This window comes from Streptomyces sp. ME02-8801-2C (assembly GCF_033793965.1).
Classification (GTDB): Bacteria; Actinomycetota; Actinomycetes; order Streptomycetales; family Streptomycetaceae; genus Streptomyces.
Genome location: NZ_JARAXP010000008.1, coordinates 340986 through 362343, shown reverse-complemented (window position 1 = coordinate 362343; position 21358 = coordinate 340986). Strand labels below are relative to the sequence as shown.

At 71.0% G+C, this 21358-nt stretch carries 18 protein-coding genes; 6 read left to right on the top strand and 12 right to left on the bottom strand.

Annotated elements, in window-relative coordinates:
• Nucleotides 1–9 precede the first annotated feature (9 nt).
• Entirely contained in the window at nt 10–1290 is a 1281-nt protein-coding gene (locus PV396_RS27450; RefSeq protein ID WP_319208980.1) for a transposase, read from the bottom strand.
• Nucleotides 1291–1313: 23 nt separating this feature from the next.
• On the opposite strand from PV396_RS27450, the gene tnpA reads away from it, so the two are divergent.
• A complete protein-coding gene (gene tnpA, locus PV396_RS27445; protein WP_319208978.1) occupies nt 1314–1742 on the top strand; it encodes an IS200/IS605 family transposase in 429 nt (142 codons plus the stop codon).
• A gap of 272 nt (nt 1743–2014) precedes the next feature.
• Complete coding sequence (locus PV396_RS27440) at nt 2015–5215, top strand: ATP-binding protein (RefSeq protein ID WP_319208975.1); 3201 nt, start codon at nt 2015–2017, stop codon at nt 5213–5215.
• Here PV396_RS27440 and PV396_RS27435 read toward each other — a convergent pair.
• The 4 genes from PV396_RS27435 to PV396_RS27420 all read right to left on the bottom strand — a co-directional run bounded on the left by PV396_RS27435 (nt 5196) and on the right by PV396_RS27420 (nt 10530).
• Entirely contained in the window at nt 5196–6014 is an 819-nt protein-coding gene (locus PV396_RS27435; protein ID WP_319208974.1) for an ABC transporter permease, read from the bottom strand. The two genes, PV396_RS27440 and PV396_RS27435, sit on opposite strands and share 20 nt — an antisense overlap.
• A complete protein-coding gene (locus PV396_RS27430; RefSeq protein ID WP_319208972.1) occupies nt 6011–6982 on the bottom strand; it encodes an ATP-binding cassette domain-containing protein in 972 nt (323 codons plus the stop codon). The genes PV396_RS27435 and PV396_RS27430 overlap by 4 nt, the downstream gene beginning before the upstream one ends.
• Nucleotides 6983–7176: 194 nt before the next feature.
• Nucleotides 7177–9579, bottom strand: coding sequence for a serine/threonine-protein kinase (locus tag PV396_RS27425; protein ID WP_319208970.1), 2403 nt, complete (start codon nt 9577–9579; stop codon nt 7177–7179).
• Nucleotides 9580–9810: 231 nt separating this feature from the next.
• A complete protein-coding gene (locus PV396_RS27420) occupies nt 9811–10530 on the bottom strand; it encodes a VOC family protein (RefSeq protein ID WP_319208968.1) in 720 nt (239 codons plus the stop codon).
• 181 nt (nt 10531–10711) lie between these two features.
• On the opposite strand from PV396_RS27420, the gene PV396_RS27415 reads away from it, so the two are divergent.
• Nucleotides 10712–11359, top strand: a complete 648-nt coding sequence (locus tag PV396_RS27415) for a TetR family transcriptional regulator (RefSeq protein WP_319208965.1) — start codon at nt 10712–10714, stop codon at nt 11357–11359.
• A 109-nt stretch (nt 11360–11468) separates the two neighbouring features.
• On the opposite strand, the gene PV396_RS27410 is transcribed toward PV396_RS27415, so the two are convergent.
• Both PV396_RS27410 and PV396_RS27405 read right to left on the bottom strand, forming a co-directional pair.
• Nucleotides 11469–11984: a nitroreductase family deazaflavin-dependent oxidoreductase gene (locus PV396_RS27410; protein WP_319208962.1), complete on the bottom strand. Its 516-nt coding sequence runs from the start codon at nt 11982–11984 to the stop codon at nt 11469–11471.
• Nucleotides 11984–13186: an acyl-CoA dehydrogenase family protein gene (locus PV396_RS27405; RefSeq protein ID WP_319208960.1), complete on the bottom strand. Its 1203-nt coding sequence runs from the start codon at nt 13184–13186 to the stop codon at nt 11984–11986. Before PV396_RS27405 ends, PV396_RS27410 begins: the two co-directional genes overlap by 1 nt.
• A 113-nt stretch (nt 13187–13299) precedes the next feature.
• Here PV396_RS27405 and PV396_RS27400 point away from each other — a divergent pair, with 113 nt between their 5' ends.
• Nucleotides 13300–14475, top strand: a complete 1176-nt coding sequence (locus PV396_RS27400) for a thiolase C-terminal domain-containing protein (RefSeq protein ID WP_319208957.1) — start codon at nt 13300–13302, stop codon at nt 14473–14475.
• A 111-nt stretch (nt 14476–14586) separates the two neighbouring features.
• Here PV396_RS27400 and PV396_RS27395 read toward each other — a convergent pair whose 3' ends face one another.
• Complete coding sequence (locus tag PV396_RS27395; RefSeq protein WP_319208955.1) at nt 14587–14997, bottom strand: transcriptional repressor; 411 nt, start codon at nt 14995–14997, stop codon at nt 14587–14589.
• A 295-nt stretch (nt 14998–15292) separates the two neighbouring features.
• Between PV396_RS27395 and katG the strand changes: the two genes are divergently transcribed.
• Together katG and PV396_RS27385 are read left to right on the top strand one after the other, a co-directional pair.
• Entirely contained in the window at nt 15293–17515 is a 2223-nt protein-coding gene (gene katG / locus PV396_RS27390; protein WP_319208953.1) for a catalase/peroxidase HPI, read from the top strand.
• A 93-nt stretch (nt 17516–17608) separates the two neighbouring features.
• Complete coding sequence (locus PV396_RS27385) at nt 17609–18334, top strand: pyridoxal 5'-phosphate synthase (RefSeq protein ID WP_319208952.1); 726 nt, start codon at nt 17609–17611, stop codon at nt 18332–18334.
• Here the strand turns inward: PV396_RS27385 and PV396_RS27380 are convergent.
• From PV396_RS27380 to PV396_RS27365, 4 genes are all read right to left on the bottom strand, one after another.
• A complete protein-coding gene (locus tag PV396_RS27380) occupies nt 18312–18953 on the bottom strand; it encodes a GNAT family protein (RefSeq protein WP_319208949.1) in 642 nt (213 codons plus the stop codon). The two genes, PV396_RS27385 and PV396_RS27380, sit on opposite strands and share 23 nt — an antisense overlap.
• A complete protein-coding gene (locus PV396_RS27375; RefSeq protein ID WP_319208946.1) occupies nt 18953–19411 on the bottom strand; it encodes a Zn-ribbon domain-containing OB-fold protein in 459 nt (152 codons plus the stop codon). Before PV396_RS27375 ends, PV396_RS27380 begins: the two co-directional genes overlap by 1 nt.
• A 93-nt stretch (nt 19412–19504) precedes the next feature.
• Nucleotides 19505–21016 (bottom strand): ATP-binding protein, encoded by a 1512-nt coding sequence (locus PV396_RS27370; RefSeq protein ID WP_319208944.1) that lies wholly within the window; start codon nt 21014–21016, stop codon nt 19505–19507.
• A gap of 54 nt (nt 21017–21070) precedes the next feature.
• On the bottom strand, nt 21071–21268 hold the full coding sequence (locus PV396_RS27365) for a hypothetical protein (RefSeq protein ID WP_319208941.1): 198 nt from the start codon (nt 21266–21268) through the stop codon (nt 21071–21073).
• Nucleotides 21269–21358: the final 90 nt, after the last annotated feature.

The window sequence follows — 21358 nt, the reverse complement described above, 5'->3', positions numbered from 1 at the left end:
GATTCCTGCTTACCTTGCGGCAGCGGGTTTGACGCGCCTGGCGCGCCTGACGACTGCCCTCCCGGCAGCCGGGACGAGCGCGAGGCCCATCCGGTACAGGTGCAGGACGTTGCGGGCCGCGTTGTGGTCGGCGTTGCCCGACCAGCCGCAGTCCGGGTTCCTGCACACGAACACGGCCTGGGACTCCCGACTCCCCAGCGTGGTGACGCCGCACGCCGAGCAGCGCCGCGAGGTACCGGGAGCGGGGACCTTGACCAGGGTGCCGCCGAGCTGGGCGGTCTTGTACGCCAGCATGGTGACGGTGCGCCCCCACGCCTCCTGGCTGATGGAGCGGTTCAGCCCGGACTTCTGGGCGACATTCTTCCCCGGCTCTTCCACTGTTCCTTTGGCGGACTTCACCATGTTCGTGATGCTGAGTGCTTCGACCACGACGGTGCCGTAGGTGCGGGCGATGGCGGTGGTGGTCTTGTGCTGCCAGTCCAGGGCCCGGCGCTTGGCTCTCGCGCGCAGGCCTGCGATCTGGTCGTAGGTGCGGTGCAGCCGACGGCTGGAGCGCTCGCCGGGCGTTCGGTGCCGCTTGCGCTGCGCGGCACGCCGCTCCAGGTGCAGGAGCCTGTCCCTCTCCTTCTCCGTCAGCCACGCGCCGTGCTCGTACGTTTGACCGTCCGAGAGGGCGATGGGCACGCTGACGCCCACGTCGATACCGATGTCCGGCCCCTGATGGGGCTCGGGCTTCACCTCCTGGGTCTGGACGCGGAAGGCGATGTGCCAGCCGAGCGCGTCCTTGACCAGCCGGGCCCCGGTGATCCGGTTGTCCGTGTCGGCGCGCTTGCCCACGGGCAGGTCCTTGGTCCACCGGAAGCGGACCCGGCCCACCTTGGGAAGGTTGACCATGCCCCACCGGCGGTGCACGCGGACGATGTTCAGGTCGCGGCCCTGCGGAATGTCCACGGACATCACCGTGCGCAGGCGGCCCTTGAAGTCCGGGGCGTCGGCGCGCCCTTCCCAGCAGTTCTTCCACGCCTGGAAGTACGTCTTGAGGACCGCTTGCGCGGCCTGCGCGGGCAGGACGGCGAGGAAGTCGATGTCCTTGCGGGCCTGGCGGATCGCGGCGTCCGCGTTCGCGAGGGTCCGCTTCTCCTTCGGCATCATCTGCCACCAGGCGTGCAGCAGGTTCCACATCGTGCGGGCCGCGTGCGCCTGGTTCTCCGCTGCGCGAATCCCGGCAGGCGACAGCGCGAGCCGGGCGCGGTGCCCGAACTGTCGCTTGACCAGGGTGGCTTGACTCACGATCGAGAATCTAGCATTGGTTTATGTCACCGCGCTGGAGCCCTCATCCCGATGTCAGAACCGGTCGCCATGTTGTCCACAACCTGCACGTTCACTTGGTTTTCGTCACCAAATACCGGCGGAACGCGCTCACCGACGCCATGCTGACCCGCACCGAAGAGATCATGCGGGAGGTCTGCACCGACTTCGAGGCCGAGCTGAAACAGTTCAACGGCGAACAGGACCACGTCCACCTGCTCGTGCACTACCCACCCAAGGTCCAGCTCTCCAAACTGGTCAACTCCCTCAAGGGCGTCAGCTCCCGCAGACTCCGCCAGGAATACGACAGCCACGTCCGCCGGTACCTGTGGGGCGGACACTTCTGGTCCGGCTCCTACTTCGCCGGATCATGCGACGAACCACCCCTGACCGACGTCAAGCAGTACATCGAAAACCAGCAACGACCCGCCTGACCCACACCCCCGAAACACAGAGCACTCCCACGCTCCGGGCCTCCGGGCCTCCGGGCCTCCGGGCCTCCGGGCCTCCGGGCCTCCGGGCCTCCGGGCCTCCGGGCCGAGGATGGCATTCCACCCGCCCTGGAGGGCGGAGCGCTGGCAACATCAGAGGTAGATCGCAAAGGCCGCATGGTAAGCCGCCGGGCCAGTGCGCGGAACGTGAGCCCGCCCGCAAGATCGGCCCTCCGCAGGAGTTCCTGTGCCCGCCCCCTGGCTAACCTTCACGCATGCCCACCGACCTGACCCTCCTCCCCCGTGTCGCCTATCGCGGCCAGGAGGTCACCGCGCCCCGCCTTCGTGCCCTTCTCGCGCTGCTCGCGGGCGATCTGCGTACGGGCTGCAGTGCCGAGCGGCTGGTGGCGGGGCTGTGGCCGGAGGAGTTGCCGGAGCGGCCGGGGAAGGCGCTGCAGGTTCTCGTGTCGCGGGCGCGCGCGCAGCTGGACGGTGATGTCATCGCCAGCACGCCGACCGGGTACCGACTCGCCCTCGCCGAGGACCAGGTCGACAGTTCGGCGCTGTTGGTGCACTCCGCCGTGAGTGGTGAGCGGGCCAGGGCCGGGGATCACGCCGGCGCGCTGGCCGCCGCCGAGGCCGGGCTCGCGCTGTGGGAGGGGGCCACCGGCGGCGGGGACGGGGACACCGGCGACCCGGTGGACGCGTTGCGCGCCGAGCGGGCTCCCGTACACGGCAGCCTCGTCCGCGCGCGGGCGCTCGCGCTCGCCCGGCTGGGGCGGCACGCGGAGGCCGCCGGGCCGCTGGCCGTCGTCGCGGCCGGGCATCCGCGCGACGAGGAGGTGCTCGCCGAACTGCTGCGCGCCGAGGCGGCGACAGCGGGTCCGTCCGCCGCGCTGACCCGGTACGAGGCGTACCGGAGGGGGTTGAGGGAGACGCTGGGCACCGAGCCGGGGGCTCAACTCAAGTCCGTACAGCAGGAGTTGCTGTCCGGCGAGGCGCCCGTGGTCCGGCACGGCGTGCCGCACGAGCCCAACCCTCTCCTCGGGCGGGAGGAAGACATCGGGGAGGTCGAGCGGCTGCTGCGCGCCTCCCGTGCCGTCACCGTCGTCGGCCCCGGCGGCCTCGGCAAGACCCGGCTCGCGCACGCCGTCAGCCGCCGCGCCGAGCAGCGCGTCGTGTACTTCGTGCCGCTCGCCGGTGTCACCGCCGACGAGGACGTGGCTGCCGAGGTCGCCTCCGCGCTCGGCGCGGGCGAGAAGCGGCCCGGCGTCGCCACTGGCGGCCACGACCCGGTGCCCGGCATCCTCGGCGTGTTCGGCGCCGGGCCCGCCCTGCTCGTCCTGGACAACTGCGAACAGGTCGTCGCCGGTGCTGCCGCCCTCGTACGGGCGCTGGTGTCGTCCGCGAAGGACCTGCGGGTGCTCGCCACCAGCAGGGCTCCGCTCGGCCTCACGTCGGAGGCGGTGTACGCGCTGCCGGAGCTTCAACTCGCCACCTCCGTCGAGCTGTTCACGCAGCGCGCCCGGGCCGCCCGGCCCGGTGTGGAGCTGCCGCCGGACGCGGTGGCCGGGCTGTGCCGCCACCTCGACGGGCTGCCGCTCGCCGTGGAACTGGCCGCCGCCCGGGTACGGGTGCTGTCGGTGCCGGAGATCGCCCGCCGCCTCGGCGACCGGTTCGCGCTGCTGCGCGGCGGGGCGCGGGACGTGCCCGAGCGGCACCGCACGCTGCACGCGGTCGTCGACTGGAGCTGGAACCTCCTGGAGGAGGAGGCGAGGGCCGCGCTGCGCACGCTGTCCGTGTTCCCGGGCGGCTTCTCCGGCGCGGCGGCGGAGCAAGTCCTGGGCGAGGACGCGCTGTTCCTGCTGGAGCAGCTGGCCGACCAGTCGCTGCTCACCGTCGCCGACACCCCGGTCGGCGTACGGTTCCGCATGCTGGAGACCGTACGGGAGTTCAGCGCGGCCCGGCGCGCGGAGGCCGGCGAGGACGAGGTGGCCGTCGACCAGTTCCTCGTCTGGGCGCGGGACTTCGGAGTCGCCCACCACGACTGGTACTTCGGCCCGGAGCCGCTGGCCGCCGGGGAGCGGATCAGGGCCGAGCAGGACAACCTCGTACTGGCCCTGCGGCACGCCCTGGCCCGTACCGACGGCCCGACCATCGCCGCCCTGACCGCCGTTCTGACCGCCCTGTGGTCCACCGGCTCCAACTACCTGCGTCTCGCCGCCCTCGCTGCGGACACCGGCCCGCCGCTGTCGCACTACCACCCCGAGCCCGAGTTCGTCGAAGTCGCCCGTGCCGCCGCCGTGTTGTGCACGGCGAGCCTGTTCATGGGCTACGGACCCGTCGCCGTACGCCAGTTGGTGACCCTGCGGCGGCTGCCCCCGGCGCCGCCGGACACGCTGGTGCGGGCCATCGCGGTGGTGCTGCGGGCGATGCCCGAGATACAGCCTCCCGACTACGACGTGCTGCGCGAGCTCTGCGACAGCGAGCAGCCGCTGCTCGCCGGCATCGCCGAGTGGGTCGCCACCTACGTCTGGGAGCACGAGCACGACATCGACCGCGCGCTCGCCTCGGCCCACGGGATCGTCACCGCGCTCGCGCCGGTCGACAACCCGTTCGTGCAGGTCCTCGGCCATGCCCGGCTGAGCGAGCTGTGCCTGCAGACGGGCCAGGGCGAGACGGCGTACACGCATCTCAGGGCGGCGCTCGAGGCACTGCCGAGGCTCGGCGACGAGCGGGACTCCATCGGGGTCCGCGGGGGTCTCGTCCTCGCCTGTCTGCAGCGGGGCGAGCCCGACGAGGCCGAGTACTGGCTGCGGCAGGCGGAGGCCGTCAACGCCTCGCAGAAGGAGGACTCCGACAGCGCCGACCTCGGCGGACGCGCCGAGATCGCTCTCGCGCGCGGGCTGACGGAGGTCGGGCTCGGCCTGTGGCGCGGCGCCATGGAGGGGGTGACGGGGGCGGGCGCGATGTACGACGGCGATCCGTTCCTCGACCGGTGGGTGCTGCAGATCCAGTCGACGGCGGTGACGGCGCACGCGCACGCCGGCCGGCTCGAACTGGTCGCGGAGCCGGTCGCCCGACTGCGACGGGGCCTGCGAACCCTGCTTTCCGGTCCGCCCCGGCCCATGGAGCTGGCGCTGCTCGGAACGGCGCTGCACGCGCTGGGCATGGTGGGCCTGGCGACCGCGGGCAGCGCCAGTACCGGTGCCATCGAACCCTCCGACGCCGCCGACGCCGTAAACATGGACGCCGTTGACGCCGTACGGATGATCGCGTTGGCCGAGCGGCTGCGGGTGCTGCGCGACTACCAGCCGACGATGTCGGCGGACCGCGCCCGGCAGGCGGTCGAGGCCGCCGGGAACACGGCCAGGGCGGCGTACGCCGACGCGGTGTCGGAGTACGCCGCCCTGGGGCGCGACGAGTTGCGGGAGGCCGCCCGCACGGTCATGACGGTTACTTCGGGTCGCGGTTGAACTGGGCCATGGACCAGCGGTAACCGAGGACGGTCAGGCCTACGCACCAGGCGACCGCCATCCAGCCGTTGTTGCCGATCTCGGTGCCGAGGAGCAGTCCGCGCAGGGTCTCGATGGCCGGGGTGAAGGGCTGGTACTCGGCGATCGGCTGGAACCAGCCCGGCATCGTGTCGGCCGGGGTGAAGGCGCTGGAGATGAGGGGGAGCAGGATCAGCGGCGTCGCCATGTTGCTGGCAGCCTCGGGGTTCGGGCTGGCCATGCCCATCCCGACCGCGATCCAGGTGAGCGCCAGGGCGAACAGCGCGAGCAGCCCGATCGCCGCGAGCCACTCCAGGGGCGTGGCGTCCGTGGACCGGAAGCCGATGGCCACGGCGACCAAGCCGACGAGGAGCAGGCTGGCGAGCACCTGCAGCACACTGCCGAGGACGTGTCCGACGAGCACCGACCCGCGGTATACCGCCATGGTGCGGAAGCGGGCGATGAGACCCTCGTTCATGTCCATGGAGACGGAGATCGCGGCCCCGATCACGGTGCTGCCGATGGTCATCACCAGCAGGCCGGGAACGATGTAGGCGATGTAGGCGGAACGGCCCCCGTCGCCGTCACCGATGCCCGCGCTCATCGCGGATCCGAAGATGTAGACGAAGAGCAGCAGCAGCATGATCGGCGTGAGCAGCAGGTTCAGCGTCATGGACGGGTAACGCCGTACGTGCAGCAGGTTGCGGCGCAGCATCGTGTTCGAGTCGCGGACGGCGAGGGAGAACCGGGACGGGCGGGCGGGAAGCTGGGCAGTGCTCATCGGAGGGTCTCCTTGGTCTGGTGGGGAACCTTGGCTCCGCCGGTCAGGGCGAAGAACACGTCATCGAGGTCGGGGGTGTGCACGGTCAGCTCGTCCGCCTCGACGCCGGCCGAGTCCAGCCAGTCGAGGATGGAACGCAGCTCGCGCTGGCTGCCGTCGCTGGGGATCTGCAGCGCCAGTGCCTCGTCGTCCCTGGTGACCTCACGCAGGGCGGCGGCGGCCGACCGGTAGGCGCCCGGGTCGGTGAAGCGGAGCCGGACGTGCCCGCCGGGGACGAGTCGCTTCAGCTCCTCGGCGGTGCCCTCGGCGGCGATCCCTCCGTCGTTCAACACCGCGATACGGTCGGCGAGTTCGTCGGCCTCCTCCAGGTACTGGGTGGTGAGGAAGACGGTCACGCCGTCGGCGACGAGGCCGCGGATGATGCCCCACATGTTGTGGCGGCTGCGCGGGTCGAGGCCGGTGGTGGGCTCGTCGAGGAAGATGATCCGCGGGCCGCCGACCAGGGTCATGGCGAGGTCGAGGCGGCGCTTCATGCCGCCGGAGTAGGTGGAGGCGGGCTTCTTCGCGGCGTCGGTGAGGTCGAAGCGCTCGAGGAGTTCGGCGGCCGTGCGCCGCCCCTCCCCTCGGGAGAGGTGGTGGAGGTCCGCCATGAGGAGCATGTTCTCCTCGCCGGTGATCAGGCCGTCGACGGCGGAGAACTGTCCGGTGACACCGATCGAGGCTCGCACGGCCTGCGCGTCGGTGGCCAGGTCGTGGCCGCCCACGCGCAGTTCACCGGCGTCGGCGCTGATGAGGGTGGAGAGGATCTTGACGGCGGTGGTCTTGCCGGCGCCGTTGGGCCCGAGGAGGGAGAACACGGTACCGGCCGGCACCGCCAGGTCGATGCCGTCGAGAACCGTCTTGTCCCCGTAGGCCTTCCGCAGCCCGCCGGCCGCGATGGCGAGTGAATGCGATGTCGTCGAGTTCATGCCGCAGAGCTTGCGGCAGCCCACATTCAGCGCGGTTTCACGCCGCTTTCAACACCCTGGAACCGGCTCCGCCCCTATAGGGGCGGAGCCCCCTATAGGGGCGGAGCCCCCTATAGGGGCGCGGGGAACTGCGCGACAAGCCCCCACCGCCCCGCAGCCAACACACAACCAACAGCCCCCTGGCGGACCGGGCCTCACCCGTTCCGAGCCGTCCCCGTCCCCTTCTCCGCATCCAACGCGTACACACACCGGTCCTTGCTGCACGCGTACACCACACCGTCCTTGACCACCGGCGCACCGGTGATCTCCCCACCCGTCGCGAGCTTCCATCTCAAGCGACCGTCGTCGGCCTTCAGCGTGTACAGAAGGTGGTCCGTGGACCCGAAGTGAATGCGGCCCTCGGCCACCGCCGGTGCGCCGACGATGTCGCCGCCCGCCTGGAACCGCCATTTGGGGGTCCCGGTGACCGCGTCGAGCGTGTAGAGGCCCTTGCCGCTGCCGACGTGCACATGCCCGGCCGCGACCAGCACCGGTTCGATCGAGGCGCGCGACTCCGTCGCGATCCGCCATCTGTCGCGGCCGTCCGCCGCGTCGAGGGCGTACACCGTGCCGAGGTAGTCGGCGAGGTAGATCCCGCCGCCCGTGACCGCCGGGCCGGGCGCGAAGGTGGGCGGGGAGAGGAAGACCGCCGGTGCCTCGAAGTGCCAGCGGACGTGGCCTCCGGCGACGTCGATCGCCAGGACGCGGGTGCCGGCCGAGACGTACACCTGGCCGTCGGGGCCCGGGGTCAGCCGTACCGGGACGCCGCCGCAGGAGGTGGCGTCGCCGATCGGGTAGGACCAGCGCTCGTCACCCGTACGGGCGTCCAGGGCGCGCAGTCGCGCGTCCTGCCACACGAAGACGGTGCCCTCGTGGACGTGGGGGCCGGCCTCCGGCGACTCGAAGTCGGTCTGGGCGCCGGTGTGCTCCCACAGCTTCTGGCCGGTGGCCGCGTCCCAGCCCTGGACGCCGCCGCCGCGCGTACCGGTGACGACGGTGCCCCGGTCGGCCTTCAGGGAGTACACCCAGGCGTCGGTGGACAGGCGCCACAGGTCGGTGCCCTCGCGGGCGTCGAGGGCGAAGAGGGTCGGGCCGTCGGAGGCGTGGATACGGCCGTCCGCGACCGCCATCGACCAGGCGACGTCCCTCGTCTTGAAGCGGCGGCGGCCCGTCATCACGTCCAGCGCGTGCACCTCGAAGGAGGTGACGTAGACGAGGTCCCCGGCGACGGCCGGTTTACCCCAGACGTCGTTCGACATGCGGAAACGCCAGGGGCGCCAGCCCGCAGGGGACTCCGGGGGCAGCGGCGGGGCGACCGGCAGGGGGTTCGGGTCGGCGCCGTTGACGCCGGGGCGGGGCCGCGACCAGGAGGCCACGAGGCCGGCCTCGGGCGGCGGCGCCTGTACGGCGGCCGCGCGGGCGTCGGCGACACGCGGGCCGGGGCCGATGGGCACGGGCGCGCCGGCCAGCCGTACGGGGCCGGTGTCGGGCGCTCCGGTCGGCAGGGCGGACGGCATGGGGCCGGGCGGGAGGCCGGGCACCCCCGACACCGGGCCGCGTGCGAAGTTCGGCGCCGGGTCGTGGGACGGGGGCGGCGGGATCGCCGGCCTGCCGCCGCCACCGGCGCCGCGTCCGCCGGACGACTGCGGCTTCGGCGCCGGACGGCCGCCCCGGCGCTGCTCGATGAGGGCCGTCGCCCGCTCGGGCAGCCACGCGGACGCCGTACCGCTGTCGTCGGAGCCGGAGCCGAACAGGTGGGGGGCCAGCTGCGCCTGGAGGTCGGCGGGGTTGGGGCGGTTGGTCGGCTCCATCTGCATACAGGACTCGATGAGGGGCCGGAGTTCGTCCGGGAGCCCTTCGAGGTCCGGGCCCTCCCGCAGCAGCATGAAGACCGTCTCCACCGGGTTCGCGCCGTGGAAGGGGGCGTGGCCGGTGGCCGCGAAGACCAGCATGGAGCCGAGTGAGAACACGTCGCTGGCGCCGGTGACGCTCCGCGAATCCTTCGCCTGCTCGGGGGACATGTAGGCGGGCGTACCGACGGCGACGTTCGTCATCGTCAAACGCGTGTTCGAGACGCCGGACGCGATACCGAAGTCGATGACCCGGGGGCCGTCCTCGACCACCAGCACGTTGGACGGCTTGAGGTCGCGGTGGACGAGTCCCGCGCCGTGGATGGACTGCAGCGCCTCGGCGACCCCCGCCGCGAACCAGCGCACCGCCTGGGCCGGCATCGGCCCGCACTCGTTCACGATCTCCTCGAGGGAGGGCGCGGGCACATAGGCGGTGGCCAGCCACGGTACGGCGGCACGCGGGTCGGCGTCGACGACGGCGGCCGTGTAGAACCCGGAGACGGCCCGCGCCGCCTCGACCTCACGGGTGAAGCGGACCCGGAACAGCTGGTCCTCGGCGAGCTCCGTACGGACCGTCTTGATCGCCACGCGGCGGCCCGAGGCCGAGCGCGCGAGATAGACCAGCCCCATGCCGCCGGCACCCAGCCGTCCCAGCACCTCGAACGGCCCGATCCGCCGCGGATCGTGCTGCGTCAGCTGATCCACCACTTGCCTGCCACCTCCCCGTACGAGCCGCGTCACCCACATATGTACGCGACCTCGTGCAGCGTCTCACCACCGCCACCGCGTTGGCGGCACGCACCCCGATTGTTCCTGGCCGGAGCACAGGTTGCGAACTCGGGTCCGGAACGGGGTGTCTCCCCATAACCCCGGGCAAACCGCTCCTCGCGCGGGGCCTCTGACACCGGCGTACGCCTGCCCGCACCCGCTCCCAGCGGCTCATTTTCGGAGGAGTGCGAAGGACGCTCCCTGATTGTCCGTGACGACCGCCACATTCCCGTACGAAGTGTCGAAGGGCGGTACCTGGACACGGCCGCCGATCCGGTTCACCGTTCCGAGCGCCGTGTCCATGTCCGCCACGGCGAAATGGACCAGGAAATGCGGCGGCATCTCGGCCGGGAAAACCTCCGACACGGCGGCCCGCCCGAAGTCGGGGACCGCGTCCGGGCCGAAGAGCGCCTCGTGGAAGAGGTTGCCGTAGAAGGCGTTGGCGACGACGGTGTCCCGGGCGTACAGCTCGGCCCAGGCGAAGGTGCCGGGCACGTGACGGCGGCCGAATCCGGGGTGCGAACCGGCCTGCCAGAGGCCGAACACGGCCCCCTCGGGGTCGGTGGCCAGCGCCATCGTGCCCAGTTCGCCCACCGGAACCGGCGCGGTGATCACCTGCCCGCCGGCCTCGTGGATGCGGGCGACGAGGGCATGGACGTAGGGCGTGGCGAAGTACACCGTCCACACGGTGGGCATACGGCCGTCGGCCTTGTGGGCGAGGGAGGCGACGGGTTCGCCGTCGCACAGGGCCTGGGTCAGGCCGTCCTTCTCCTGGAAGGACCACCCGAAGAGCTCACCATAGAAACGCTTGCCCGCCTCGACGTCGGGCAGCTGGGCGTCCAGCCAGCACGGGACGCCCTCTGTGCGGGCGGATGCCCTGTTTTCGGCCATACCGTCAAGCTAACGGTCCTTCACGCATCCCGCAGAGCAGGCGGCCGGATCCGGGCACGGGACCAGCCACAGCCGCCTCTCACCGCTCTCCTGTACGCCTCTCACCTCGCCGTCTCCTCCCCCGCACCCCATTTGCAGTCGGCCGAATCGCGCTCCGATCACCCCTCGGTAAGCTGACGGCATGACAGGACAAGTGCGTACCGTCGACGGCCGCGTGGCCGGTCGGCGTGGGCAGGCGACCCGGCAGAAGCTCCTCGACTGCCTCAGCGAGATGCTCAGCTCCTCCCCTTACCGGGACGTCAAAGTCATCGATGTCGCCCGGAAGGCGGGGACTTCGCCCGCCACCTTCTACCAGTACTTCCCGGACGTCGAAGGCGCCGTCCTGGAGATCGCCGAGCAAATGGCCACCGAGGGCGCGGGGTTGACCCAGCTGCTCGCGGACCGGTCATGGGTCGGCAAGGCCGGGTGGCAGACCGCCCAGGAACTCGTCGACGGGTTCCTGGAGTTCTGGCGCAGGAACGACGCGATCCTCAGGGTCGTCGATCTGGGCGCCGCCGAGGGCGACAAGCGGTTCTACAAGATCCGCATGAAGATCCTCAACTCCGTGAACAACTCCCTTACGGACACGGTCACCGAGCTACAGGCCAAGGGCAAGGTCGACAAGGACGTCAACCCCGCCGCGATGGCCGGCTCCCTCGTCGCGATGCTCGCGGCGGTGGCCTCCCACCAGCGGGGCTTCCAGACCTGGGGCGTCAAACAGGCCGAACTGAAGCCGAACCTGGCCCTGTTGGTCCACCTGGGCGTGACCGGCAAGAAGCCGACGAAATAGCCCGAGCCCCTTTTATCCCAGGTCCGGTGGGCCCACCCAGGCCCAAGTCCTGTCACACAGGCGGTGGTTCACCCAGGTGAACCACCGCCTGTCGCGCATCAGTACTTGCTCATCGCCGTACGATCCGGAAGATCCGTATCTCCCGCTCGACCCGCGCCTGATACGTCGCGTACGGCGGCCAGAAGGCGAGCAGTGCCTTCCAGGCGGCCTCCCGCTCCTCGCCCGCCAGCAGCCGGGCCCTGACCGGGATGTCCTCCCCTTTCCAGCTGACCTCGGCGTCCGGATGGGCGAGGAGGTTGGCGGTCCAGGCGGGATGGCCGGTACGCCCGAAGTTGGACCCGATGAGCAGCCAGCTGCCCCCGCTCCCACTGTCCGCGCCCTCTGCCCCTTCCGCCCCCTCCGGCATACAGGCGAGCGGCGTATGCCTCGGCTGCCCGCTCTTCGCCCCGCGCACGGTGAGGACGACCCCGGGCAGCAGCTGGGCGCTGAGCAGCACCTTTCCCCTGGTCAGCCGGTGTACGGCCCGGTCGAGCGCGGGCACGACGTGCGGGGCGATCCGCGCGAAGGCCGGGGCCGAGGACACCTTCTGGACCGCCTTCACGACTCGCGCCGCTGTCACGGGCATCAGACCGCCACCTCTCCGGTGTCGAAGAGCCGCGCGGCCTCGGCTGCGTGCGCCCGGAGCCGGTGCACCGGCCCGAACAGCAACTCGTCGCCGGCGGCGCGCTTGAAGTACAACTGCGCCTCGTGCTCCCAGGTGAAACCGATGCCGCCGTGCAGCTGGATGCCTTCGGCGGCGGCGGTACGCAGGGACTCGAGGGCCTGGGCGAGGGCGAGCCCGCCAACTCGCTCTCCCTCGAGGCCGGTTGGCCCGGCCACCGCCCACGCCGCGTAGTAGGCGGCCGAACGGGCGGCCTGGACCTGGACGTACACATCGGCGAGCCGGTGCTTGACGGCCTGGAAGGAACCGATCGCCCGACCGAACTGCTCGCGGCGCAGGGCGTGTTCGACGGTCAGCTCCAGTATCCGGTCGGCGGCCCCGACGGCCTCGGCGGCGAGCACGGCGGCCACGACGTCTCCGGCGCGGACGAGGGCTCCGCCGACATCGGCCTCCTCGTCGCCCAGCAACTCGGCGGGCACGTCCCGTAGTTCGAGGCGCGCCTGCGACCGGGTGGCGTCCAGGGAGGTCTGCCGGGTGCGGACCAGGCCGCGGGCGTCGCCGGGGACCAGGAAGAGAAGGGTGCGTGAGCGGGCGTATCCACCGGCGTGCGCGGCGACGAGCAGGAGCCCGGCGCTGTGCCCGTCGAGAACCTGCCCGACCTGCCCGTACAGGCGCCAGCCGTCCGCCCGCCGGGCCGCCTGCACACCTCCGGCCCGGCCTCCGCCCGCCCAGTCGCGGCGGGGTTCGCCGGTGAGGGCGAGGACGGTGGCCAGGTCGGTGCCGGGGACGGCGAGGGCGGCGGTCAGGGCGCCGGAGGCGATGCGCGGGAGGAGGTCGGCGCGCTGGGTGTGGGTGCCGAGGGCGGTGACGAGGGGGGCGACCAGTACGGCGGTCGCGAGCAGCGGCGAGGGTGCCAGGGCCCGGCCCAACTCCTCCGCTGCTAGGGAGAGTTCGGTGGCCGACGTGTCGCCGACCCCGCCGTACGCCTCGGGCAGGGCAAGCGCCGGCAGGCCGAGGTCCTCGGCGAGGGCCGCCCAGAGCCCGGGGTCGTACCCGGCCGGGGTGTCGACGGCGGCCCGTACGTCGCCTGGCGAGCACCGCTTGCGGAGCAGTTCGCGGAGGGTACGGCGGATGTGGTCCTGCTCGGGGGTGAAACGGGTGTCCATGGCCTGCCCCTCCTGGGCGTCCGCGGCGCCCGTTCAGCGGGATCTGACGGTTCGTCATATTAGGGCGGACGCAGTCTGCCGCACAGGGCTCCAACTGATATACCGTCAGATTCATGGTGAGCCGGAAGGTCGCGATCGTCGGAGTGTCCCTGTCGGACTGCGGCCGGGTGGACGACGTCACCCCGTACGCACTGCACGCGCAGGCCGCCCGGCGGGCGCTCGCGGACGCGGGGCTCGGCCGGGAGGTGGTGGACGGTTTCGCGTCCGCGGGTCTCGGCACGCTGGCCCCCGCCGAGGTGGCCGAGTACCTGGGCCTGCGCCCCACCTGGGTCGACTCCACCTCGGTCGGCGGCTCGACCTGGGAGGTCATGGCCGCGCACGCGGCGGACGCGATAGCCGCCGGCCACGCGAACGCCGTACTCCTCGTCTACGGCTCCACGGCCCGCGCCGACGTCAAGGCGGGCCGACGGACGGGCAACCTCTCCTTCGGCGCGCGCGGCCCCTTGCAGTTCGAGGTCCCGTACGGCCACACACTCATCGCCAAGTACGCGATGGCCGCGCGCCGCCACATGCACCAATACGGCACGACGATCGAGCAGTTGGCGTCGGTGGCGGTCCAGGCGAGGGCCAACGCCGCGCTGAACCCGGAGGCGATGTTCCGCACGCCGATCACCGTCGACGAGGTGCTCGACGGCCCGATGATCGCGGACCCCTTCACCAAGCTCCACTGCTGCCTGCGCTCCGACGGGGGCGCGGCGGTACTGCTGGCGGCCGAGGAGTACGTACGGGACTGCCGTACGCGCCCGGTGTGGATCCTCGGGACGGGCGAGCACGTCTCGCACGTGAGCATGTCGGAGTGGGTCGACTTCACGGTGTCCCCGGCGGCGGTGAGCGGACGGATCGCCTTCGAGCGGGCGGGAGTCCGGCCCGACGAGATGGACTTCGCGGAGATCTACGACGCGTTCACCTATATGACCCTGGTGACGCTCGAGGACCTCGGCTTCTGCGCGAAGGGCGAGGGCGGGGAGTTCGTGGACGCCGCGAAGGGCCGCCTGAAGGTGGCGGGCGGTGAGCTGCCGGTGAACACGGACGGGGGCGGCCTGTCGGCCCAACACCCCGGGATGCGGGGCCTGTTCCTGCTGGTGGAGGCCGTACGCCAACTGCGCGGCGAAGCGGGCGACGCACGCCAGGTACGCGCCGGAAACGGCCGGCTGCCACGCCTCGCGGTGGCCTCCGGAACGGGCGGCTGGTTCTGCTCGTCGGGAACAGTGGTACTGGGCAGCGACTAGGCAACCCCGACGACGGGGCCGGAGGCCCCCTCCAAGGGGCGCGGGGAACTGCGCGACCAGCCCCCACCGGCCCGCAGCAAACCCACAACCCACCCGGCGCTACCAGCGGAGCTACCCGCAGGCCCCGCACAGCCCCCGATAGGTGACCTCCACCTGACTCACCGTGAAGCCGAAACGCTCCTCCGCCGGGAGGTCCGCCATCGGGTCACCCGTGGGGTGGACGTCCCTGATCGTGCCGCAGTTCGAGCAGACCAGGTGGTGGTGAGGATGGTGCGCGTTCGGGTCGTAACGCTTGGCCCGGCCGTCCGTGGCGACCTCTATGACCTCGCCGAGTGAGACCAGCTCACCCAGGGTGTTGTAGACGGTCGCCCGGGAGATCTCCGGGAGCCGCTGTGCCGCACGGGCGTGCACTTCGTCCGCCGTGTAATGCACGTGTTCGCCGTCGAGGACCTCCGCAACGACACGCCGCTGGGAAGTCATCCGCCAGCCGCGTCCACGCAGTCGCTCCAGCAGGTCGCTCATGTTGTTCACCTATTCAGGTTCGGTGGAATACACGGATTTTACCAGTGGACGTCCGGGTTCCGATAGGATATGGAATTGTCACACTTCTTGACTTGGACCTTGTCCATTGTAGGATCGCTTACGGCGATGGCCAAGGGAGCCAAGGGACAGGAAGCGACTCCAGTGCGGCAGGAGACACAAGAGACGTGACGGCGTGTGTGACCTCCTCCACAGGCCCGAGCGTCCCCCCACCCCCCAGTTCCTGAGAACGCAGTTTGTGAGCAGCACCGAGATCTGCCCGTCCGGAAGGATTCCCATGTCTGAGAACCATGACGCGATCGTCACCGACGCGAAAACCGAGGGCACGGGAGGCTGCCCGGTCGCGCACACGCGCGCCCCGCACCCGACCCAGGGCGGCGGCAACCGCCAGTGGTGGCCCGAGCAGCTGAACCTGAAGATCCTCGCGAAGAACCCCGCCGTCTCGAACCCGCTCGGCGAGGAGTTCGACTACGCCGCCGCGTTCCAGACCCTCGACCTGCCTGCCGTCAAGCAGGACATCGCCGCGGTGCTGACCGACTCGCAGGACTGGTGGCCGGCCGACTTCGGGCACTACGGCCCGTTCATGATCCGGATGGCCTGGCACAGCGCCGGCACCTACCGCATCAGCGACGGCCGTGGTGGCGGCGGCGCCGGTCAGCAGCGCTTCGCCCCCCTGAACAGCTGGCCGGACAACGGCAACCTCGACAAGGCCCGCCGTCTGCTGTGGCCGGTCAAGAAGAAGTACGGCCAGAACCTCTCCTGGGCCGACCTCATGATCCTCGCGGGCAACGTGGCCCTGGAGTCGATGGGCTTCGAGACCTTCGGCTTCGGCGGCGGCCGCGCCGACGTGTGGGAGCCCGACGAGGACGTGTACTGGGGTCCCGAGACCACCTGGCTCGACGACCAGCGCTACACGGGCGACCGTGACCTGGAGAGCCCCCTCGGCGCCGTCCAGATGGGTCTCATCTACGTCAACCCGGAGGGCCCCAACGGCAACCCGGACCCGATCGCCGCGGCCCGCGACATCCGCGAGACGTTCCGCCGCATGGCGATGAACGACGAGGAGACCGTCGCCCTCATCGCCGGTGGCCACACCTTCGGCAAGACCCACGGCGCCGGCCCGGCGGACGCCGTCGGCCCCGACCCCGAGGCCGCCCCGATCGAGCAGCAGGGCTTCGGCTGGAAGAGCACCTACGGCTCCGGCAAGGCCGGCGACGCGATCACCAGTGGCCTCGAGGTCACCTGGACCGCCACCCCGACCCAGTGGAGCAACGGGTTCTTCAAGAACCTGTTCGAGTACGAGTACGAGCTGACGCAGAGCCCGGCCGGCGCCAACCAGTGGGTCGCGAAGAACGCCGAGGCGATCATCCCCGACGCGCACGACGCGTCGAAGTCGAAGCTCCCGACGATGCTCACGACCGACCTGTCGCTGCGCTTCGACCCGGCGTACGCGGAGATCTCGCGTCGCTTCTACGAGCACCCGGACCAGTTCGCGGACGCCTTCGCCCGCGCCTGGTTCAAGCTGACCCACCGCGACCTCGGCCCGGTCGTCCGCTACCTCGGCCCCGAGGTCCCGACCGAGACGCTGCTGTGGCAGGACCCGCTCCCCGCGGTCACGCACGAGCTCGTCGACGCCGCCGACATCTCCGCCCTCAAGGCGCAGATCCTCGCCTCCGGCCTCACGGTGTCCCAGCTGGTCTCCACCACCTGGGCGGCCACGTCGTCCTTCCGCGGCAGCGACAAGCGCGGCGGTGCCAACGGTGCCCGTATCCGCCTCCAGCCGCAGGCCGGCTGGGAGGTCAACAGCCCGGACGAGCTCGCCACGGTGCTGCGCACCCTGGAGGGCGTGCAGTCGTCCTTCAACGCCGCGCAGTCCGGCGGCAAGCAGGTCTCGATCGCCGACGTGATCGTCCTCGCGGGCGCCGCCGGCATCGAGAAGGCGGCCAAGGACGCCGGCTACGACATCGAGGTCCCCTTCACGCCGGGCCGCGTGGACGCGACGCAGGAGCAGACGGACGTCGAGTCCTTCGCCGCCCTGGAGCCGACCGCCGACGGGTTCCGCAACTACCTCGGCAAGGGCAACCGCCTCCCCGCCGAGTACCTGCTGCTCGACAAGGCCAACCTGCTGGGCCTGAGCGCCCCCGAGCTGACCGTCCTCGTCGGCGGCCTGCGCGTCCTCGGCGCGAACCACGCGGGCTCCACGCACGGCGTCTTCACCGACACCCCGGGCGTGCTGACGAACGACTTCTTCGTCAACCTGCTCGAGCTGGGTACGGAGTGGACGGCCACGTCCGAGGACCAGAACACCTTCGAGGGCCGCGACGCCTCGGGCCAGGTCAAGTGGACCGGCACCCGTGCCGACCTGGTCTTCGGCTCCAACTCCGAGCTGCGCGCGGTCGCGGAGGTCTACGCGAGCGACGACGCCAAGGAGAAGTTCGTCAAGGACTTCGTCAAGGCGTGGGTGAAGGTGTCGAACGCGGACCGTTTCGACCTCGTCTGATCCCCCGCTCGTCCCAGTAGTGGCGTCCAGGCCGGCCCGTACGGGTCGGCCTGGACGTTTTTCATGGGCCCGTCGTCACCGATACTCGTCCCCATGCCCCCTTCTGCTTCTCCTGCCGGTTCCCCTTCCGGTTCTCCTTCCGCGCGACCGGGACCGGACCCGGATCTCCACGATCTGCTGAGAACCCTGCGGGTGTGGTCCCCCGAGATCACCGCTCTCCCCGGCTTCGACCCGGACAAGGCACCGCCCACCCCCCTCCCCCTCTTCACCACCTGGTTCGCGGAGGCGGTTGCCGCCGGGCAGCCCGAGCCGCACACCATGTCCCTGGCCACCTCGGACGCGGACGGCCTGCCCGACGTACGCACCGTGATGCTGCACGGCGCGGACGCCGACGGCTGGTCCTTCGCCTCCCACTCCACAAGCGCCAAGGGCCGGCAACTGGCGGCACGCCCCTACGCGGCGCTCCACTTCTACTGGCCCGCCCTCGGCCGCCAGATCCGGCTCCGGGGCCCGGTCGAGTCCGCCCCCTCCCCCGAGGCACAGGCCGACCTGCACGCCCGCTCGACGGGAGCACTCGCCGCCGCGCTGACCGGCCGCCAGAGTGAAGTACTGGGCTCACTGACCGAGTTGGAGCGCACCTCGCGGGAGGCCTGGGAACGGGCGCAGCGCGACCCGGCCTCACCCGCCCCGACCTGGACCCTGTACCGACTGCGCCCCGACGAGGCCGAGTTCTTCCAGGGAGACGCCGAGCGCCGCCACGTACGGCTCAAGTACTGCCGTACGGACACAGGTTGGCTCAGGGAGTTGCTGTGGCCGTAGTGGTGGCCGCTCCCTGATCCGGCTCCGGGTCCTGGGCGATCCGGCCGTGCAGGTGGACGTCCCGGAACAGGTCCTGGCGTTCCGCCTCGAACATCGCGCCCCGCAGGGTCCCCTCGTACCGGAATCCGCAGTGTTCGGCGACGCGGCAGGAAGCCTCGTGGCCGACGGCGTGGCCCAGTTCCAGGCGGTTGAGGCCGAGGCTGTCGAAGGCCCAGCGGGTGCCGAGGGCGAGGGCGCGGGTGGCGACGCGTTTGCCGCGCGCCTCGGGGAGGACCCAGTAGCCGATGCGGGCGAGCCGGGTGAAGGGGTCGATGTCGTTGACGCCCAGGTGTCCGAGTATCGCGCCGGACACGATGTCGGTGACGCAGAAGGACACCCGGCTGCCGTCCGCCGCGGTCCCGGAGCGCGTCCCCAGGGAGTCACGGGCGCTGTCGAGATCGGTGACCGGCTTCATGGGGGTGTTCCAGCGCCTGAAGTCCGGGTCGGTCAGCCCGCGCAGCCACGCGTCGACGTCGGTGTCCAGGTCCGCGCGCCACTGCCGCAGCCGCAGTCCGTGACCGAGCAGCTCGGGAAACTCGGGGACGGGGTGAGTGAGGGAGCGCTCATGGATAGGGGCCATCAGCCCATTGAAGCCCGTACGGCTGTACGACTCCCACCTCGGGGACGGAAAATCGGCACACCTTCCCGAAAAGCGACCTCCAGCCCCATCCCGACCAGCAACTCCCCTTCCACACCACCCCCCACCCCGGCCACCACCTCGGTCATCATCCGGGGCCCCTCGTCGAGATCGACGACAGCGGCGACGTACGGCGTGCGCTCCCCGAAGGGCGGCAGGTCGTTGCGGTGGACGACGGACCAGGTGTAGAGGGTGGCCAGCCCACTGGCGGTCTCCCACCCGACGTCCTCGCTCCAGCAGTACGGACAGAACTCACGGGGATAGTGATGAGCGCGCCCGCACGCCCCACAACGCCGCAGAAGCAGCCTCCCCTCGGCCGCCGCGTCCCAGTAGGGCCGCGTGAAGGCATCGATCTCGGGTCGGTCGAACCGACCCGTGCCCGTACCTGTGTCCGTACCCACGTCCGCAGGCCCCCTTACGTCCGTCCAAATCTGACGTCACGTCAGTTCAGCGCACGGGCGAGACGGGCGCAAGAGGTGCGCGGGCGCCGGAAGTCAGTCGAAGGCTCCTACAGGCACCGACCGCCCGTACAGCTCGTCGAGGCCCACCAGCACCACACCACCGACGCGCGCGGCCTCGGCACGCAGCGCGTCGCTGAAACCCGCCCCGCTGAAGCATGCCAGCGTGCAGCGCGAGGTGTCCGTGCCCCGGGCGGCGAGGAGCTCTCTGGCCCGGCCGAGACGTTCCAGGTGGCCGATCCCCATGACGGTCCCCCACTTCGCCTCGCCGAGCAGGGCAGCCGCGGGCGGCTTCCCTCCGGAGCCCGGTTCGAGAACGGCCACGTCGATCTGGATCTGCCGCCGCTCCTTGGGGTCGGTCACCACGCCACCGCCGACGTCACCCAGAGACGTGCCCAGCAGGGAGCGCCCGGGCCCGAGCACGTACTCACGGCACACCGCCTCGAAGTGCGGCCCGGCCACCTGGGCCGCGAAGCGCTCCGCCGACCGGGACCAGACCTCCTCGGCCTGGCCGCTTTCCAGCCGTGCCCAGGCAGGGCGCATGACCGCCTCATAGAAGTTGATCAGAGGTTCCGTGATCCGGTACTGCGACTTACCGGCCCGGAAGACGTCCAGTTCACGGATCAGCAAGTGGCTGTCCTCCAGGACGTTGAGCGGATGAGAGATGTCGACCGACTTGCGGCCGATGTAGCCGGCGATACCACCGCGCGTCGTGTTTCCCTGTGCCACGGCGGCCAGAACCGAGTGATAGAGAGCGGCATCCCGTATGTCTGCTTCTGAGGCGAGCACGTACCTCGCCTCCCGGAATAGGGGGCTCAGCGGCGAGAGCACGGAACGGCAGATCCAGTCGTCGAAGTCGCCGAGACTCGCGGGAACGTCGTTCGCCAGGAACTGTCGGCGGTACGCGGGCGTGCCTCCGACGACGGCGTGCAGCCGCGCGGCGAGCGCTGGATCGTCGGCTACCTCCCAGAAGTCCGCCGCCGCCCGGTACCCGAAGGGCCGGACGACAAGTTCCAGCTGCGCCCGGCCGCGCAGGGGCGCGGTGCTGGCCAACAGGCCGCCCATAACGGACATCGCCGAGCCGCACAGGAGCAGCCGAAGTCGACTCTCCTCCACCTGGAAGCGGTCGATCTCGCGCTGGATGAGCGAGGGAAGATCCGGAGCGGTCTTGGCCAGGTAGGGAAACTCGTCGATGACAACGAGATGCGGCAGGTCCGTGCCGGGGGCGGCCATCGCGAACAGGTAGGAGATCGCGTCGTCCCAGGTGGCGAAGGAGAAGGCCACCGGGGAGCCCGCGTGTTCGGCCAGAGCGGCACCGAACTGGCGAAGGGATTCCGTTGCCGTCCCCGCCGTCGCCCCGAAGTAGAACCCGCCGTGGCGTTCGACGAGCGCCCGCAGCAGATAGGTCTTTCCCATGCGCCGCCTGCCGCTGACGATGCCGAGCATCGCGTGCGGCTGGTTCCGCCTCACGAAGGCGGTGAGCCCGTCCCATTCGGTACCGCGGTCGAAGATGTGCGCCGGCTTGCCTGGAATCGATGGTGACAGCATGCGACCTCCTTAGGGATACACTCCTTAGGAGTGTATCCCTAAGCTCCCGCATCGTCAGTCGGCGAGGAACTGCCCGGCCGCGAGCCCTAGCAGCGCCAGCCCCAGAAAGGTGCTACCTCCCGCACCGAGCGCGGCAATCACCCCCATCCCCGCCGCCCAGCACGCGGCAGCGGCAATACCGCCACCGAGCAAGGCGCCAAGCACGATGATCGCCAGCCAGATCTGCCTGCGCGACCCATCGTCGCCGTTCATACGGCATGCCTCCCGTCGCGGGCCCTCGCGTCTCATCCGATCTGCCCGAGCCCAGTTGATGGGGTGTCGCCGATCGGCGAGCCCTACGAC